The sequence below is a fragment of the Bacillus paramycoides genome (assembly GCF_038971285.1).
Lineage (GTDB): Bacteria > Bacillota > Bacilli > Bacillales > Bacillaceae_G > Bacillus_A.
The window spans coordinates 3850301-3867440 of sequence record NZ_CP152427.1 but is presented as its reverse complement, the minus strand read 5'-3'; the positions used below and the strand labels follow the sequence as shown (position 1 = coordinate 3867440).

General features: G+C 36.1%; 17 protein-coding genes. 14 read left to right on the top strand and 3 right to left on the bottom strand.

Annotated elements, in window-relative coordinates; genetic code table 11:
- Window positions 1-223 precede the first annotated feature (223 nt).
- Window positions 224-3670 (top strand): pyruvate carboxylase, encoded by a 3447-nt coding sequence (gene pyc, locus AAG068_RS19795; RefSeq protein ID WP_342715560.1) that lies wholly within the window; start codon window positions 224-226, stop codon window positions 3668-3670.
- 86 nt (window positions 3671-3756) lie between these two features.
- Here pyc and ctaA read toward each other — a convergent pair whose 3' ends face one another.
- A complete protein-coding gene (gene ctaA / locus AAG068_RS19790) occupies window positions 3757-4692 on the bottom strand; it encodes a heme A synthase (RefSeq protein WP_001188737.1) in 936 nt (311 codons plus the stop codon).
- Window positions 4693-5189: 497 nt separating this feature from the next.
- On the opposite strand from ctaA, the gene ctaB reads away from it, so the two are divergent.
- The 7 genes from ctaB to AAG068_RS19755 all read left to right on the top strand — a co-directional run bounded on the left by ctaB (window position 5190) and on the right by AAG068_RS19755 (window position 12328).
- The gene (ctaB, locus tag AAG068_RS19785; protein WP_001015058.1) at window positions 5190-6113 is read left to right on the top strand and encodes a protoheme IX farnesyltransferase; all 924 of its coding nucleotides are present in this window, start codon (window positions 5190-5192) and stop codon (window positions 6111-6113) included.
- A gap of 93 nt (window positions 6114-6206) precedes the next feature.
- Entirely contained in the window at window positions 6207-7256 is a 1050-nt protein-coding gene (gene coxB / locus AAG068_RS19780; RefSeq protein WP_048530648.1) for a cytochrome c oxidase subunit II, read from the top strand.
- A gap of 60 nt (window positions 7257-7316) precedes the next feature.
- A complete protein-coding gene (gene ctaD / locus AAG068_RS19775) occupies window positions 7317-9152 on the top strand; it encodes a cytochrome c oxidase subunit I (RefSeq protein ID WP_170879233.1) in 1836 nt (611 codons plus the stop codon).
- Complete coding sequence (gene ctaE, locus AAG068_RS19770; RefSeq protein ID WP_342715559.1) at window positions 9152-9775, top strand: cytochrome c oxidase subunit III; 624 nt, start codon at window positions 9152-9154, stop codon at window positions 9773-9775. The genes ctaD and ctaE overlap by 1 nt, the downstream gene beginning before the upstream one ends.
- A gap of 3 nt (window positions 9776-9778) precedes the next feature.
- A complete protein-coding gene (gene ctaF / locus AAG068_RS19765) occupies window positions 9779-10111 on the top strand; it encodes a cytochrome c oxidase subunit IVB (RefSeq protein WP_000985699.1) in 333 nt (110 codons plus the stop codon).
- A gap of 85 nt (window positions 10112-10196) precedes the next feature.
- Window positions 10197-11102 carry a cytochrome c oxidase assembly factor CtaG gene (gene ctaG, locus AAG068_RS19760; protein ID WP_342715558.1) on the top strand — a complete coding sequence of 302 codons (906 nt, stop codon included), beginning with the start codon at window positions 10197-10199 and terminating at the stop codon, window positions 11100-11102.
- A 227-nt stretch (window positions 11103-11329) separates the two neighbouring features.
- Window positions 11330-12328, top strand: a complete 999-nt coding sequence (locus tag AAG068_RS19755) for a formamidase (protein WP_342715557.1) — start codon at window positions 11330-11332, stop codon at window positions 12326-12328.
- Between the two features lie 46 nt (window positions 12329-12374).
- Here the strand turns inward: AAG068_RS19755 and AAG068_RS19750 are convergent, their stop codons facing one another.
- Complete coding sequence (locus AAG068_RS19750) at window positions 12375-12740, bottom strand: YugN family protein (protein WP_342715556.1); 366 nt, start codon at window positions 12738-12740, stop codon at window positions 12375-12377.
- A gap of 207 nt (window positions 12741-12947) precedes the next feature.
- On the opposite strand from AAG068_RS19750, the gene AAG068_RS19745 reads away from it, so the two are divergent.
- The 6 genes from AAG068_RS19745 (at window position 12948) to AAG068_RS19720 (ending at window position 16482) form a co-directional block, all read left to right on the top strand.
- A complete protein-coding gene (locus AAG068_RS19745; protein WP_342715555.1) occupies window positions 12948-13982 on the top strand; it encodes a CAP domain-containing protein in 1035 nt (344 codons plus the stop codon).
- Between the two features lie 186 nt (window positions 13983-14168).
- Complete coding sequence (locus AAG068_RS19740) at window positions 14169-14618, top strand: YlbD family protein (protein WP_306183479.1); 450 nt, start codon at window positions 14169-14171, stop codon at window positions 14616-14618.
- 11 nt (window positions 14619-14629) lie between these two features.
- Entirely contained in the window at window positions 14630-14875 is a 246-nt protein-coding gene (locus tag AAG068_RS19735; protein WP_001200991.1) for a YlbE-like family protein, read from the top strand.
- An 82-nt stretch (window positions 14876-14957) separates the two neighbouring features.
- Window positions 14958-15530 (top strand): histidine phosphatase family protein, encoded by a 573-nt coding sequence (locus AAG068_RS19730; protein ID WP_342719791.1) that lies wholly within the window; start codon window positions 14958-14960, stop codon window positions 15528-15530.
- A gap of 116 nt (window positions 15531-15646) precedes the next feature.
- Window positions 15647-16096, top strand: coding sequence for a YlbF family regulator (locus tag AAG068_RS19725; protein WP_342715554.1), 450 nt, complete (start codon window positions 15647-15649; stop codon window positions 16094-16096).
- Between the two features lie 119 nt (window positions 16097-16215).
- Window positions 16216-16482 carry a YlbG family protein gene (locus AAG068_RS19720; RefSeq protein WP_002080814.1) on the top strand — a complete coding sequence of 89 codons (267 nt, stop codon included), beginning with the start codon at window positions 16216-16218 and terminating at the stop codon, window positions 16480-16482.
- A 54-nt stretch (window positions 16483-16536) separates the two neighbouring features.
- Here the strand turns inward: AAG068_RS19720 and AAG068_RS19715 are convergent, their stop codons facing one another.
- Window positions 16537-16926, bottom strand: coding sequence for a DUF7147 family protein (locus AAG068_RS19715; RefSeq protein WP_342715553.1), 390 nt, complete (start codon window positions 16924-16926; stop codon window positions 16537-16539).
- Between the last annotated feature and the right edge of the window lie 214 nt (window positions 16927-17140).

The following is a 17140-nucleotide window of genomic DNA, read 5'->3' as shown; positions in this document are numbered from 1 at the left end:
GATATACAATTAAGTTGTTAGAAAAGGAAGAGGTATGCTATACTATTTTTGTGAAACAAATTAATCAGAAAACTTATCATTTGTTAAAAAATAAGGTATGATGGATAAAAATAAAGTGAAGCTTTCTAAATATAATATAATGTAGAAAGTGAAGAACTTCACGCTCTTTATGGTGTGTATATATTTTATCTCTAGAGTGGTAGGAAAGTAGAGGGGGAAGATCATGACAAAGCTGCAACGTATTCAAAAAGTATTGGTAGCTAACCGTGGAGAGATTGCAATTCGTGTGTTTCGAGCTTGTTCGGAACTTGGATTAAAAACAGTTGCAATCTATTCTAAAGAGGATAGTGGTTCTTATCATCGTTATAAAGCCGATGAATCCTATTTAGTTGGGGAAGGGAAAAAGCCAATTGATGCTTATCTAGATATTGAGGGCATTATTGAGATTGCGAAAAGTAATCATGTAGATGCAATCCACCCTGGATATGGTTTCTTGTCAGAAAATATTCAATTCGCAAAACGTTGTGAAGAAGAAGGGATTATCTTTATCGGTCCAAAAAGTAAGCATTTAGATATGTTTGGAGATAAAGTGAAAGCAAGAACACAAGCGCAGCTAGCACAAATTCCAGTTATTCCTGGTAGTGATGGGCCAGTAGATTCGTTAGAAGAAGTCAAAGAATTTGCTGAAAAGTATGATTACCCGATTATTATTAAAGCTTCCCTTGGCGGTGGCGGTCGTGGTATGCGTATTGTACGAAATAGTGAAGAATTAAGAGAATCGTATAATCGTGCGAAGTCAGAAGCAAAAGCAGCCTTTGGGAATGATGAAGTATACGTAGAGAAATTCGTTGAAAAACCTAAACATATAGAAGTTCAAATTTTAGCAGATGAAGAGGGCAATGTTGTTCATTTATACGAGCGAGACTGTTCTGTACAACGTCGTCACCAAAAAGTAGTAGAAATTGCACCTAGTGTGTCGCTTTCAGATGATTTGCGTCAACGTATTTGTGATGCTGCTGTGAAGTTAACGAAAAATGTAAACTATTTAAACGCAGGAACAGTTGAATTCCTGGTTAAAGATGATAATTTCTATTTCATTGAAGTGAATCCACGTGTTCAAGTAGAACATACGATTACAGAAATGATTACAGGAGTAGACATCGTTCAATCACAAATTTTAATAGCTGATGGACATGCATTACATAGCAAAATAGTAGGTGTTCCGAAGCAAGAGGAAGTTGTTGTACATGGATTTGCAATACAATCTCGTGTAACGACTGAGGATCCACTAAATAATTTTATGCCGGATACAGGAAAAATTATGGCATACCGATCAGGTGGGGGCTTTGGAGTTCGTCTTGATACAGGTAATAGTTTCCAAGGCGCTGTTATTACACCGTACTATGATTCTTTACTTGTAAAAGTTACAACATGGGCGCTTACTTTTGAACAAGCTGCTGCAAAAATGGAACGTAACTTAAAAGAATTCCGTATTCGTGGTATTAAAACAAATATTCCATTCCTAGAGAATGTAGTAAAACATAAAAACTTCTTATCAGGGGAATATGATACTTCATTTATTGATGCATCACCTGAACTATTCTTGTTCCCGAAACGTAAAGACCGTGGAACGAAAATGTTAAATTACATTGGGACAGTAACAGTAAATGGCTTCCCAGGAGTAGGAAAAAAAGAGAAACCAATTTTCCCTGATGCTCGTATACCGAATGTACTACATTCAGAGCCAATCCAAAATGGTACGAAACAAATTTTGGATGAGCATGGAGCAGATGGATTAGTAAAATGGGTACAAGATCAAAAACGTGTACTTTTAACGGATACAACATTCCGTGATGCGCATCAGTCATTACTTGCGACGCGTATTCGTACAAAAGATTTACATCAAATTGCAGAGCCGACAGCGAGAATGTTACCGAACTTATTCTCAGCAGAAATGTGGGGCGGTGCAACGTTTGATGTTGCATATCGTTTCTTAAAAGAAGATCCATGGGAACGATTGCTAGATCTTCGTGAAAAAATGCCAAACGTTTTATTCCAAATGTTACTTCGTTCTTCAAACGCAGTTGGTTACAAAAACTATCCGGATAATTTAATTCAAAAGTTTGTGGAATGTTCTGCTCAAGCTGGAATTGATGTGTTCCGTATTTTTGATAGCTTAAACTGGGTAGAAGGTATGAGAGTTGCAATTGCTGCTGTACGAGATACTGGTAAAATTGCAGAAGCAACTATGTGCTACACAGGAGATATTCATGATCCATTACGTAGTAAATATGATTTAAATTACTATAAAAACTTAGCAAAAGAGTTAGAAGCATCAGGAGCTCACATTTTAGGTATTAAAGATATGGCGGGCTTACTAAAACCAAATGCAGCATATGATTTAGTTTCAGCATTAAAAGAGACGGTATCGATTCCGATTCACCTGCACACACACGATACGAGTGGGAATGGTATATTAACGTATACGAAAGCGATTGAAGCAGGTGTTGATATTGTCGATGTAGCAGTAAGTTCTATGGCTGGTCAAACGTCACAACCAAGTGCGAACACGCTATACTATGCGTTAGGTGGAAACGAAAGACAGCCAGATGTTAATATAGATTCACTAGAAAAACTATCTTATTACTGGGAAGATGTACGTAAATACTATGCACCGTTTGAAAGTGGTATGAATGCTCCTCATACAGAGGTATATATGCACGAAATGCCAGGCGGACAATATAGTAATTTACAACAACAAGCGAAAGCGGTTGGTTTAGGAGATCGCTTCGATGAAGTAAAAGTAATGTACCGCCGCGTGAATGACATGTTTGGTGATATTGTTAAAGTAACACCATCATCAAAAGTTGTCGGTGATATGGCATTATTTATGGTTCAAAATCACTTAACAGAACAAGATGTTTTAGAGCGTGGGCATTCTATGGACTTCCCAGGATCTGTTGTTGAAATGTTCTCAGGAGATTTAGGACAACCATATGGTGGTTTCCCGAAAAAGTTACAAGAAATTATTTTAAAAGGGAAAGAACCGTTAACAGTAAGACCAGGTGAATTATTAGAGCCAGTGGATTTCGACGCATTAAAAGAAGAGCTATTCCATAAACTTGGACGTGAAGTGACGATTTTTGATGTAGTTGCATATGCATTATATCCAAAAGTGTTTATGGATTACGAAAAAGTTGCTGAGATTTATGGAAATGTATCTGTGCTTGATACACCGACATTCTTCTATGGTATGAGACTTGGTGAAGAAATCGATGTGGAAATTGAACAAGGTAAAACGTTGATGGTTAAACTAGTATCAATTGGAGAGCCTCAGCCAGATGGAAATCGTGTTCTTTACTTGGAGTTTAACGGTCAACCACGTGAGATTGTTGTGAAAGACGAAAGTGTGAAAGCGACAGTTGCACAACGCGTGAAAGGAAACCGTGAAAATCCAAAACACATTAGCGCAACAATGCCAGGAACGGTTATTAAAGTAGTTGTAAAAGAAGGCGATGAAGTGAAAAAAGGCGATTCTATGGCAATTACAGAAGCGATGAAGATGGAAACGACAGTTCAAGCGCCGTTCAATGGTAAAGTGAAAAAAGTATATGTTAACGATGGAGATGCAATTCAGACGGGTGACTTACTCATTGAATTAGATCACTAAAATAAAAAAAGAGCTGTGTCATTACAGCTCTTTTTTTATATTACAAAAAATACCTTGCTGATTCGGCAAGGTATTTTCATTTAACTTTATTTTGTTTGTTTAGAAGTTGATGCAGCTTCTTTTGCATTCACTTTACTTCTTGTACCTAACATAACTAAATAGCATAGTACAGCAAACAAACAAGAAATGAATAATGAATGTAATAATGCCATTGATAAACTAGCATTTGTAAATACGACTAAAATTCCTACTATAGCTTGAAGTGTAACAAGGATAAATGAAATGATCCATCCCCAGTAGACGACAGGCTGCTGTTTGTAATGGCGAATAGCAAGAATCATTGCGTATAGTATCCAAGCGAAAATTAACATCGCTGCAACCCTATGTCCCATTTGAACCCATTCATGTAGTTGAGTTGGCATAGGTCTGTTTTTGCTACATAAAGGGAAGTCTGGACAGGCTAAGCTAGCTCGTTCGTGACGTACTAAAGCTCCTGTGTAGACGACAATATAACTGTAAATTGTTACACCATAAATATGAAATTTCATTTTTTTGTCCATAATAAGTGAACGTGCATCAAATTTTTGATCGATTTCAAAGATAAGACACGTTAATAAAATGACAGAAGCAAATGAAATTAAGGAGATACCGAAATGGATAGCAAGTACAGCTGGCATTTGCCCCCAAACAACCGCTGCGGCTCCCATTAATGCTTGTGCAACTAAAAATACGAAGGATAAAATTGCTAACGTTTTTGTTTCGCGCACATGTTTATAATATTTCCAGGACAAAATACAAAGGAGAGTAACAAGAATTCCTGCTGATCCTGATGTAAGGCGATGACTTAGTTCAATAATAGTTTCCATTGATAAATTAGATGGAACAAATTCACCGTTACAAAGTGGCCATGATTTACCGCACCCTTGGCCAGAACCTGTTTTTGTAACTAAGGCGCCTCCTAATAAAACTATTAATAAATCAAGACTCGTAATGACTGCTAACCATTTAATAAAGCGTTGCAATCTCTTTCACCATCTTTCTTCTATGAAGTTATTGCGAAATATTTTCATTCCATTATGTATAGAATAAAACGCGCTAGTTCCTATGATATATAAAAAATAATAAAATAGCAAAGAAATGGCGGGGGAAGACAGGGGAGAGAAAATGGGTGTGGAAATAGGATATATAAGGAAATTTTTAGGTGGAAAATAGGCTATTTTGAAAAGAAATGGGGAGAATACGTGTTAAATATGACAAAAAGGTTTATTATAGAAGGTAACATCATGTTATGATATGGATAAGTAACAATTACGTTTTTTATATTCGACACAAAAAGTTCATGTTTTCTTCACAAAATGTTCGGGAAATATGATTTAATATATTGGAGTATGGGCGTAGATTAGTAGTAGAATGGATTAACAATGTTTCTACTGTAATAATATTGCTATATAGAGGCGAAATATTTCATTCGAAATAGGCGCAAAAAGAAAGATGAAAGTTTTAAGAGGGGGTTAAAGTGATGAACCATGCAACAAGTGAGCTGCATGATGAGTCTGCTGTTACAAGTGTACCGGAAACAACTCGGTTACAAGATTTAAAAGCACTCGTTAAAATGGGGATTGTAAACTCAAATACACTTACTGTATTTACAGGATTTTGGTTGGCATTACACTTTAATGGATTAAGTGTGATGGACAATCTGGATAAGTTATTTTTTACAATCGTTGGTTCTGGATTAGTTATGGCAGGGGTATGTTGTTTAAACAACTACATTGATCGAGACATCGATCCATTAATGGAAAGAACAAAGACCCGTCCAACGGTTACTGGAAAGTATAAACCAGGATTTGCACTTACATTTGGATTAGTTATATTACTTCTTGGATTTGTATTTTTATTATTAACAACACCAATGGCAGTGTTAATGGGGTTTATTGGTGCTTTCACATATGTTGTTCTATATAGTTTATGGACAAAGAGAAAGTATACACTAAATACTGTAGTAGGTAGTATCTCTGGTGCAGTTCCACCTTTAATTGGATGGGCAGCAATCGATCCATCTTTAGGTCATCCAATTGCTTGGATGCTATTTTTGATTATGTTTATTTGGCAAATCCCACATTTCCTTGCATTAGCAATGAAACGTGTTGATGAATATCGAAATGCAGGAATTCCAATGCTTCCTGTAGTTCATGGATTTGAAATTACGAAACGCCAAATTATGATTTGGACAGTATGTTTATTACCACTACCATTTTATATGAGTGGACTAGGGATAACATTTATGGTAATTGCAACACTGCTTAACATCGGATGGATCGTTTTAGGATTTTATGGCTTCCGTAAGAAAGATGACATCAAATGGTCTGTGCAAATGTTTGTTTATTCCCTAAATTATTTAACAATCTTATTTGTATCAATGATTGTAGTTACATTCTTCTAAGACAACGACATAATTGGATTTCTTTACGTTGAGATTTACTTTACTTAACTATAAAGTACAATCTAATTCACAAGGAAAGTGGGGGTTGTTTGTATGAAGAAACAGTGGCGACTGCTTTCGTTCGTTTCACTGCTGGCTTTACTGTTAGGGGGATGCGGTAAAGCCTTTCAATCTACTTTAATTCCGCAAGGAGAAGTAGCAAAAATGCAATATGATCTGCTCTTACTAGCAAGTGCAATCATGGTAGGAGTAGTATTAGTAGTTACTATTATTTTCTTATATGTAATTGTGCGTTTCCGACAAAAGAAAGGTCAGGAAGATTATATTCCAGAGCAAGTTGAAGGGAATCACAAACTAGAAATTATATGGACAGTTATTCCGATTATTCTTTTGTTAATCTTAGCTGTTCCGACGGTTACATATACATTCAAACTTGCTGATGTAAGTGCGATGGAGAAAAAGAATATTGATAAAGATACTATCGTTGTTGATGTAACAGCGAATCTTTATTGGTGGGAATTTTCTTATAAATCAGAAAAGATAGTAACTTCTCAAGATTTAGTCATCCCCACAGGTAAGAAAGTGTATTTGAATTTGAAGGGTGCCGATATTAAACATTCGTTTTGGGTTCCATCTTTAGCTGGGAAAATGGATACAAATACAGATAATGTGAACAAAATGTGGTTAAAGGCAGATAAATCGGGCACTTATAATGGTTTTTGTACAGAATTTTGCGGCCCATCACATTCTTTAATGCAATTTAAAGTGAAAGCTTTAGATGAAAGCGAGTACAAACAGTGGCTTGCTGATATGAAGAAGATTGATGGGAAGAAAGAAGTAGCTTCAACGAAGGCGCAAGAAGGCCAAGAAATATTTAATAAAAGCTGTATTGGTTGTCACGCAGTTGGATCTAATGATAGTAGACCACCTTCCGCTCGTATCGCACCAAACTTAGCAAACTTTGCGGATCGCGATACAGTTGCCGGCATTGCCGAAAACAATGAAGAAAACTTAAAAAAATGGTTGAAAGATCCTGAAAATATGAAACCAGGAAATAAAATGACTGGTAAATATGGCAACTTAACGGATGATCAAATTGATGCATTAAATGCATACTTACAAACGTTAAAAGTTGAAAAGTAAAGAGGGATTATTCGCGAAGGGGAGGTTGAAAACGTGAGTTCTGTAGCAAAAAAACAGGGGATGGGTGCTGTCATATGGGATTATTTAACGACAGTAGACCATAAAAAGATTGCCATTCTCTATTTAATTGCAGGTGGATTGTTTTTTGTCATAGGCGGAATAGAAGCTCTATTTATTCGCCTTCAATTAGCGATTCCTAACAATGCTTTTCTTGTTGGGGATGCTTATAATCAGGTATTAACGATGCACGGTACAACAATGATTTTCCTCGCAGCTATGCCACTCGTGTTTGCATTTATGAACGCCGCTGTACCACTTCAAATTGGTGCACGTGATGTAGCGTTCCCGTTTTTGAATTCACTTGGATTTTGGTTATTTTTCTTTGGTGGAGTATTTTTAAATTTAAGTTGGTTTTTAGGTGGAGCACCTGATGCAGGATGGACATCTTATGCATCGTTAGCGTTAGCTTCTAAAGGTCATGGTGTTGATTTTTATGTATTAGGCTTGCAGATCTCCGGTATTGGTACGTTAATTGGAGGTATTAATTTCCTTGTAACCATTATTAATATGCGTGCGCCAGGGATGACGTATATGCGTATGCCGATGTTTACATGGACGACATTTGTAACATCGTCGCTAATATTATTCGCTTTTCCGCCATTAACTGTAGGATTAGGACTTTTAATGTTAGATCGTTTATTTGGAACAAGTTTCTTTAATCCGGCATTGGGTGGGAATACGATTATATGGGAGCATTTATTCTGGATTTTCGGTCATCCAGAAGTATACATTCTTATACTCCCAGCTTTCGGAATATTCTCAGAAATCTTCGCGACATTTTCGAAAAAACGATTATTTGGTTATTCATCAATGGTGTTCGCGACAGTATTAATTGGATTCTTAGGATTTATGGTATGGGCGCATCATATGTTTACTGTTGGGCTTGGTCCAGTTGCAAATGCTATTTTCTCAGTTGCAACAATGGCGATTGCAGTACCGACTGGTATTAAAATATTCAACTGGCTCTTTACAATGTGGGGAGGAAGTATTCGTTTTACGACACCGATGATGTGGGCGGTGGCTTTCATTCCATCATTCGTAATGGGAGGAGTTACAGGTGTTATGCTAGCATCTGCACCAGCGGATTATCAATTTCATGATAACTATTTCGTAGTAGCTCACTTTCATTATGTAATCGTCGGCGGTGTTGTATTTGGTTTACTTGCAGGAGCTCATTATTATTGGCCACTGATGTTTAATAAAGTATTGAATGAAACGTTAGGAAAGATAACATTTTGGCTATTCTTTATCGGTTTCCATTTAACGTTCTTCATACAGCATTTCCTTGGGTTAATTGGTATGCCACGTCGTTACTACACATATCTTGAAGGTCAAGGGTTGGAAATGGGGAATATGATTAGTTCTATTGGAGCGGTATTTATGGCTCTTGGAACAATCGTTCTTCTATTCAATGTAATTAAAACGACGGTTTCAAAAGAAAAGGCTGGTCGTGATCCATGGGATGCACGTACGCTAGAATGGACAATGCCAGCACCAACACCAGAATATAACTTTAAACAATTACCATTTGTTCGCGGGTTAGATCCATTTTGGATTGAAAAACGTGAAGGGAATAAAGAGATGACAGCAGCGGAACCAGTTGGTGATATTCATATGCCAAATCCATCATTTTCACCATTCATCATTTCTTTAGGATTGTTTATAGCGGCATTCGGTGCAATGTATATGCAGGGTGGAAAAGATAAGTTTTGGTTATTAGTAGCAATTATCGGTTTAATCATTACATTTGGCGCAATGTTCCTACGTTCAGTAATTGATGATCATGGATATCATATTCATAAGGAAGATTTAGAAGATAAGGGGGGCAAGGCATAATGCATGTAGATGAAAAGTTAACAAATGAAACATTTCCAGCAGAGCCTGAAAAAGCAACCCTTGAGGGGAAAAATAAATTTGTCGGTTTTTGGTTATTTCTTGGAGGCGAAACAGTATTGTTCGCTTCCTTATTTGGCACATATTTAGCATTAAAGAATTCTACAAATGGTGGACCAACATCTCAAGAGATGTTCCAAATGCCACTTGTCTTCATTATGACGATGCTTTTATTAACGAGTAGTTTAACGAGCGTATATGCGATGTACCATATGAAAAACTTTAACTTAAAAAAAATGCAACTTTGGCTACTAGTAACAGTGCTGTTAGGTTTAGGGTTTTTAGGATTTGAGATATATGAGTTTTATCATTATACGCATGAATTTAAGCATACTATGAGAAGTAGCGCATTTGGTTCCGCGTTTTATGCTCTTGTTGGTACACATGGACTCCACGTATTGTTTGGATTATGTTGGATTTTAACATTAATCTTTAGGAATGCGAAGAGAGGTCTAAATTTATACAATGCACCGAAGTTTTATGTTGCATCGATTTATTGGCACTTTATTGACGTAGTTTGGGTGTTTATTTTCACTGTAGTATATTTGATGGGAATGGTGGGATAAACAATGGCGATAAAGCAAACGAATAATCCTAAAGTTGATCTTGTTTATCGGAAAAGAAAAAGTGCGGAGGAGATGAAGCATCAAGTTATTACATTTGCATTAATGATTTTTTTAACATTAGTTGCATTTGCAGCGGTAGCATATCCGAAAACTTTTAGTCCGACTTTCTCAGTACCATTTATTTTACTATTAGCGGTGGTACAAGTAATTTTTCAATTGTATTATTTTATGCATATGAGTCATAAAGGACATGAAGCGGCAAGTTTCTTTCTTTATTCTGGTCTGTTGATCGGGTTAATTACAATTTTAGCTTTTATGACAATTGTGTGGATTTGAAAAGTGAAGAATAAGGGAGCTTGTGTCGGCACAGCTCCCTCTTCATGTTATGTGAAAGGATAACTTTAAGAAGGTAGGTGTGACAATGAGTAACTTGTGGATATTTGGTTTTCAAGCTCTATGGAGTCCAATCTTTTTACTATTTATGCTTTCAATCCTTATCGGGTACTTTTTAATTATTGGGCCATATAGAGTGCGATTTGAACATGCAACAAAGGTAAGTAAGAAGCAGGTTTTTTATTTTACGACCGGGATTGTTCTTTTGTATTTTGTAAAGGGAGGGCCTATTGATTTAATTGGTCATATTATATTTAGTGCACATATGTTTGAAATGGCAGTCATGTATATTGCCGTTCCACCGTTATTATTGCTTGGTATACCAGTTTGGTTATATCGTTATATTACTTCTTTTAAGTTCGTTCAAATTATATTGAAGATATTTGCTAAGCCACTTATTGCATTGTTTGTATTTAATGGCCTGTTTTCTTTTTATCATTTACCAGTTGTTTTTGATACAGTAAAACAAAGTCAAATTGCTCATCCTATTTGTCTCGCTATATTGTTCTTTACGGCAATCATGATGTGGTGGCCGATGCTAAATCCATTACCAGAATATCAAACGTTAAGTGATATAAAGAAACTTGGTTATATGTTTGCTAACGGTATATTATTAACACCAGCTTGTGCGTTAATCATTTTTGCGACGGCACCATTATTTGCAACGTATACGGATCCGGCTGCTTGGATGAAGGCGATGGAACTATGTGTACCAGCGGGAACTTTATCTGATTTAAATATAACCGGACCGGAATTTTTACACTGGATGCCCGTCGTACAAGATCAACAAACAGGTGGAATCATTATGAAAATTGTCCAGGAAATAGTGTACGGTACGATTATTGGCTATGTATTTTTTAGGTGGGCACGTAGAGAACGTGAAAAAGATAAAGAGCAGTTGCAGCAATTACCGCCATATTTACAGACTAAGTAAAAAAGTGTATGGGTTTCCATACACTTTTTTAGTTTTAGTAAACTTAAGTAAATTGAATTTTCTAATTATTTGTGTTAAGTTAGTGTAGGCATGTACTAAAAGTGGATATAAGATTTACTACTAGCTTTAATACGTAATAATTCCACGTATAGTACAAGTTTTTTAGAGAGTTACAAATTTATATTGTTATCTTTAATAAACAAGGACTATTTTAAGGGGGAATTTAAATGGGTAGTAGTGGAAGTATGGTAAAGCCAATTAGTGGTTTTTTAACAGCATTAATACAATATCCAGTACCGGTAGTAGAGTCACGTGCAGACATTAATAAACAAATTAAACAGATCATAAAAACAATTCATTCAACTAAAGCAGGGTATCCTGGATTGGAATTGATAGTATTTCCAGAATATAGTACGCAAGGGCTTAATACAAAAAAATGGACTACAGAAGAGTTTTTATGTACAGTCCCTGGGCCAGAAACAGACTTGTTTGCTGAGGCATGCAAAGAGTCTGAAGTATATGGTGTTTTTTCTATAATGGAAAGAAACCCTGATGGTGGAGAACCGTATAATACAGCAATAATTATTGATCCACAAGGTGAAATGATTTTGAAGTATCGTAAGCTAAATCCTTGGGTGCCAGTCGAACCTTGGAAAGCTGGAGATTTAGGCTTACCAGTTTGTGATGGACCTGGAGGAAGTAAATTAGCTGTTTGTATTTGTCATGATGGTATGTTTCCTGAAGTAGCTCGTGAAGCAGCTTATAAAGGTGCAAATGTCTTGATTCGTATTTCTGGATATAGCACACAAGTTAGTGAACAATGGATGTTAACTAATCGTTCGAATGCATGGCAAAATTTAATGTATACATTGTCGGTGAACTTAGCGGGTTATGATGGTGTATTTTATTACTTTGGTGAAGGACAAGTATGTAATTTTGATGGGACTACTTTAGTGCAGGGACACCGAAATCCTTGGGAGATTGTTACTGCCGAAGTATATCCAGAGTTAGCAGATCAAGCTAGATTAGGATGGGGTCTCGAAAACAATATATATAATTTAGGTTCAAGGGGATATGTAGCGACTCCTGGTGGGGTGAAAGAAAACCCGTATACGTTTGTAAAAGATTTAGCTGAAGGTAAATATAAGGTTCCATGGGAAGATGAGATTAAAGTAAAGGATGGAACTATTTATGGGTATCCAGTCAAAAAGACGATTCATTCTTAAGTAAGATAAATAGAACAAGCGCATCAATATGATGCGCTTGTTCTATTTACTCAATGATTTGAAATTCTTTTAACTCTTTTTCGACATTTTGTAGGAGTTGTTCGCTTTTTTGAAGTACATTCGTTGGGAAATTTTCACCCTCACCATATTCAACGCCGTGAGGATAATAATGTTTACCTAATAAGGGAGGAAGTAGTTTTATTTCAGCATGTCTACTACCAATGTCACCTTCAACAGCTAAACCTTGTACGCGTAAATAATAGACATCGTTTAATATTTCGAATTTATAATCGTATGTAACTCTTTCATAGTCCCACTGTCCAGCAAGTACAAAATGGTTTTTCTCCATAATCTCTGTTAATAGTGTTAAATCAACGACTGCCCCATTAAATTTCGTATTTGTAAATTGCATATAATACCTCCTTTTTTAATGTTACATCATTATTTTTATAATAGTATGAATAATAAGAAAGTGCAATTCATATTGAGAGAAAAGGGATAATACAGACTTTTTTTGCAAAAATATGATATAGTGAAAAGAGTACGGTACACACAAAAAAAGGAAAGAAAAGGATTTGTGTATATCTCAATTTTATGTTTTGTGCAGGAGGTATATCGATTGAAGAAATTATTGCGTATCGTAATGATTACATTTTTAATTTTAGCTGTTGATTTATACGGGAAATTACTCGTTTCACAATATATATTAACCCCATCTCAATCAAAGCAAGAAAATAAAATTGTGAAAAAGAAAAAGCAAGTAAACGAAGACTCTTCCGATACTGTTTTAAATATGATTGGCGGGGACTCTGAAAATTTATTAGCAAAATGGGGAGAACCTTCTCGAATAGAGCCATCTGCTTACGGGTATGAATGGTGGGTATACAATCAAGATTTAGCTCAGTATGTTCAATTTGGGGTTGCTGAACGTAAAGTTGTAACGGCGTATGTTGCTGGTGAAGAAGTTAAGGTGCCACCTTATTATATAAATGAAAAGTATGAAGATGTGTATAAAAAGAATCCACTCTCTCATGAGATTTCGTTAAAAAGAGGAAAGAATAGTTATCAATTTGAGTTATCTGATACCGAAGTGATGGAGCAACCATTAATACCTGTAGAAGATGGCTGGGCACAATTATATTTTGATCATTTTACACATGAGCTTGTTGGCGTTCGTTATATGGATGACGAAACGTTGTTACGCCAAAGGCCTTATCAGCTTGTTTATTCAGGTGAATTACTAGCTGAACAACCATTGACTCCAGATAAAATGAAACAAATAGAGAATGGGAATATGCAACAAATTTTTGATTTAACAAATATTATTCGAAGTCGTCATGAGTTGCCGTTGTTAACATGGGATCAACAAACGGCAAATGTGGCTATCGGTCATAGTAAAGATATGAAGGATAATAATTACTTTTCACATGATTCACCTACATTAGGTACGTTAGGAGATCGTTTGCAGCGCGGGAAAGTAGGATTTCAACTTGCTGGTGAGAATATAGCGGCGCAACATAGTGACGGAATTGCGGCGTTGCAAGGTTGGTTAAATAGTGAAGGACATCGAAAGAATTTATTGAATGAACAATTTACAGGATTAGGTGTTGGCGTATACGATAAGTTTTATACACAAAATTTTATTCGGAAATAAAGTGAACCTGTAAGTTGTGGATGGAACACTTCCTAGATATTTACTTCATTTTCAATGAATTATAGATAGGAATCTGAACCTATGCAAATAGTAAGGAAAAAAGGTGCATGAATCGTCTAAAAATAGGCGAACCATGCGCCTTTTTTTTCTTATTATATAGTAGATATACATGAAGAGGTGAGGATTATGCCGACAACAAAAGGACCGTTACATCCATCGGTTCAACAGTTTAAAGAGTTTGTAAACCATCACCCTAAAATGGTTCATGAAGTTAGAAGTGGTCATAAAACTTGGCAACAGTTTTATGAAGAATGGTACTTACTTGGTGAAGAAGATCCGATATGGGCAACTTTTAGACCGGATGGAGCACCTGCTTTTTCTTCGGTAAAAGAAAAGAAAACAGAAAAAGGAAAAGAAAAAGATACTCGAACTGAAGAAGAAAAAACTGCTGATGTAATGGGACAAATGCTTTCTTTCTTTAAGAAGCTAGATGTGGAACAAATGCAACATCATTTAGCCAATGTGACAAGTGCTATCGGTAGTGTTCAACAAGTTTTTCAACAATTTCAAGGAAAACGCACGCAGCAAGAAGAGAGTACTTCCGAAAATAATCCATTTTTCTTTCAGAAGGATTAGGGGGAAAGCGGATGAGAGCAGAAATTATGGAGTTTATAAAGGCAGATGAGGATTTATCTCGCTATATTAGGGAGCAACCGTACTGGTATAGAAAGCTAACGCGAAACCCTGAAGAAAAAGAGGCGTTTGAGTTAGCGGCTATGCAACATTTCAAAAAAACGATACCAGATAAAGTTGAGAAATTCCAAAATCAATTGGCAGTTGCCTCCATTATGATTGATATGTTTCAGTATATGAAGCAGCAAAATACAACATAATTGGAAGGGAAAACTATGTCCGTCATGCAGAACTTTTGATACAATAGAAGCGGATTATTTAAAAAGGAGTTGCAGCATGAGCATGACGGAAATTTGTTTAGTTCGACATGGACAAACTGATTGGAATTTTCAAGAGATTATTCAGGGACGTGAAGATATTCCGCTGAATGAAGTGGGGAAGAAGCAAGCGAGTCAAAGTGCAGCTGCTTTGCAAACGGAGGCATGGGATGTAATTATAAGTAGCCCACTAACTAGAGCACAAGAAACAGCTAAAGAAATTGCAGGGGCAACTGGATTACAATCAATTTTATTAGATGAGCGATTTGTGGAACGTAATTTTGGTGAAGCTTCTGGGAAGCCGGTTGCGACTGTTAGGGAATTAATTGCAGCAGGGGAAGTAGAAGGTATGGAGCAAGATGAAGAGATTGTAGCTCGTTGTTTTGCTGCTGTAAAAGATGTTGCAGAAACTCATTCTGGCAAACGTATTATCATTGTAGCCCATTCACATGCGATAAAAGCAATTTTACATGCAATTGCTCCGGAAGATATTTCATTTAAGACCCCGTTAAAAAATGCATGTATTAGCTATGTGAAGGAAAATAGTGGGAAATGGGATGTTCTTAAATATAATATTGCAGAACATATTAATGTATAAATTTGTGTGGACATTATATAAAAAATAGTTAGAATGATTTCTTTCTGTTTAGTGAGACACTTCAATTAGTAGTTCTATTCTAAATGTGGTATGATGAATACTCGGAGGTGTCACTCATGATTGTAGCGACGCTGGAAAGCGTATTAATATTAGATAAGGCAGAGCAGCTTGCAAAAGCGATTATCTGTTCAGATATAGCAGAAGATTATCGTAAGTGTTATAAAGAATTGCATGAAGATATGGAAGTTCAGACGTTGATTCAGCAATTTACAGCGATGAAAGAACGATATGAGGAAGTACAACGTTTCGGTAAACACCATCCTGACTATACTTTCGTTTCGACGAAAATGAGGGAGTTAAAGCGTTCTGTAGACTTACATGATAAGATTGCAGCTTTTAAACGAGTAGAAACGGCTTTACAAAAGCTGTTAGATGAAGTTAGTGTAGCAATCGGTTCTGAGGTGTCTTCTTCCATCAAAGTTCCAACAGGAAATCCATTTTTCGATGCTGGTGGCTGTGGTGGCGGTTGTGGTACCGGCGGAGGTTGCGGCTGTAAAACGGGGTAAATCACCCCGTTTTTTAGAAGATAGAAGAAAACGTATACAGAGTTTGTCCTGTAATGTCATAAATTTTTGATTGGTTTTCATAAAATATATGTTTTTAAAAGGAGAAGATGGAGAAGATTATGTTCGGGCAACGACAAAGTATGATTGTTTATTTACATTCATTGAAACATGCCAAGATTTTAAGAAAATATGGTAACATACATTACATATCAAAACGTTTAAAATATGCAGTAGTATATTGTGATATGGAACAAATTGAGCATATGATGCAAAAGTTGAACAAACTTCCTTTTGTGAAAAAGATAGAACAGTCGTACCGCCCGTATTTAAAAACGGAATTTGAAAATTCACGTCCTGATCGGGCAAAAGAATACGATTATAGCTAATAGAAAAATCCCCTGCTAATTTTAGCGGGGGATTTTTCACTTGAAAATAACACTTTATTTCATTGGAGGAATGAAATTATTCATTCGTAAAATACCAATTAAATGATTGAAAAATAGTTCTTTTTCTGGGAAAGTTGTAGATGGTTTTACCGTAAAGGTAGTTACTTTTTTTCCAAGTTGTTCTGCTGTGTCTTCAAATAAGATGACGCGTTTACTTTTTTTATTTTCAAGTACAGGAATGCCTTCGCGACATATGTATAATGGTTGGAAATCACCAGTAGTAGTTGGTTTTAATATTACAACAAGTGAGCACACTTTTTTTTCGTTTTTAATCGTTTCAAATTGTAACATATGTGTTATACGTTCTTGATTTGCTTTGGCAATTTCAAGTAATTCATATAAATCAGAGTAGCCTTCTCCGAGTTCTATAAAGCGTTGAATCATATTTTTTCCTCCTCTTTCTTTTACTGTACCATCTCAATTTTTAAATGAAAAGTAGACAACGAAAAAAAACCCTGCAAAGCAGGGCCCTTCTTATACTAGCATGTACTAGTAAGAAGGAAAAGGGAGAGGAGAAACCGGAGGAAGAACTTATGGGGAAACGTAAGTCTTCTCCGCGGTTGGCAACAACATCGAAGGTGATGTTGTTATAATTATT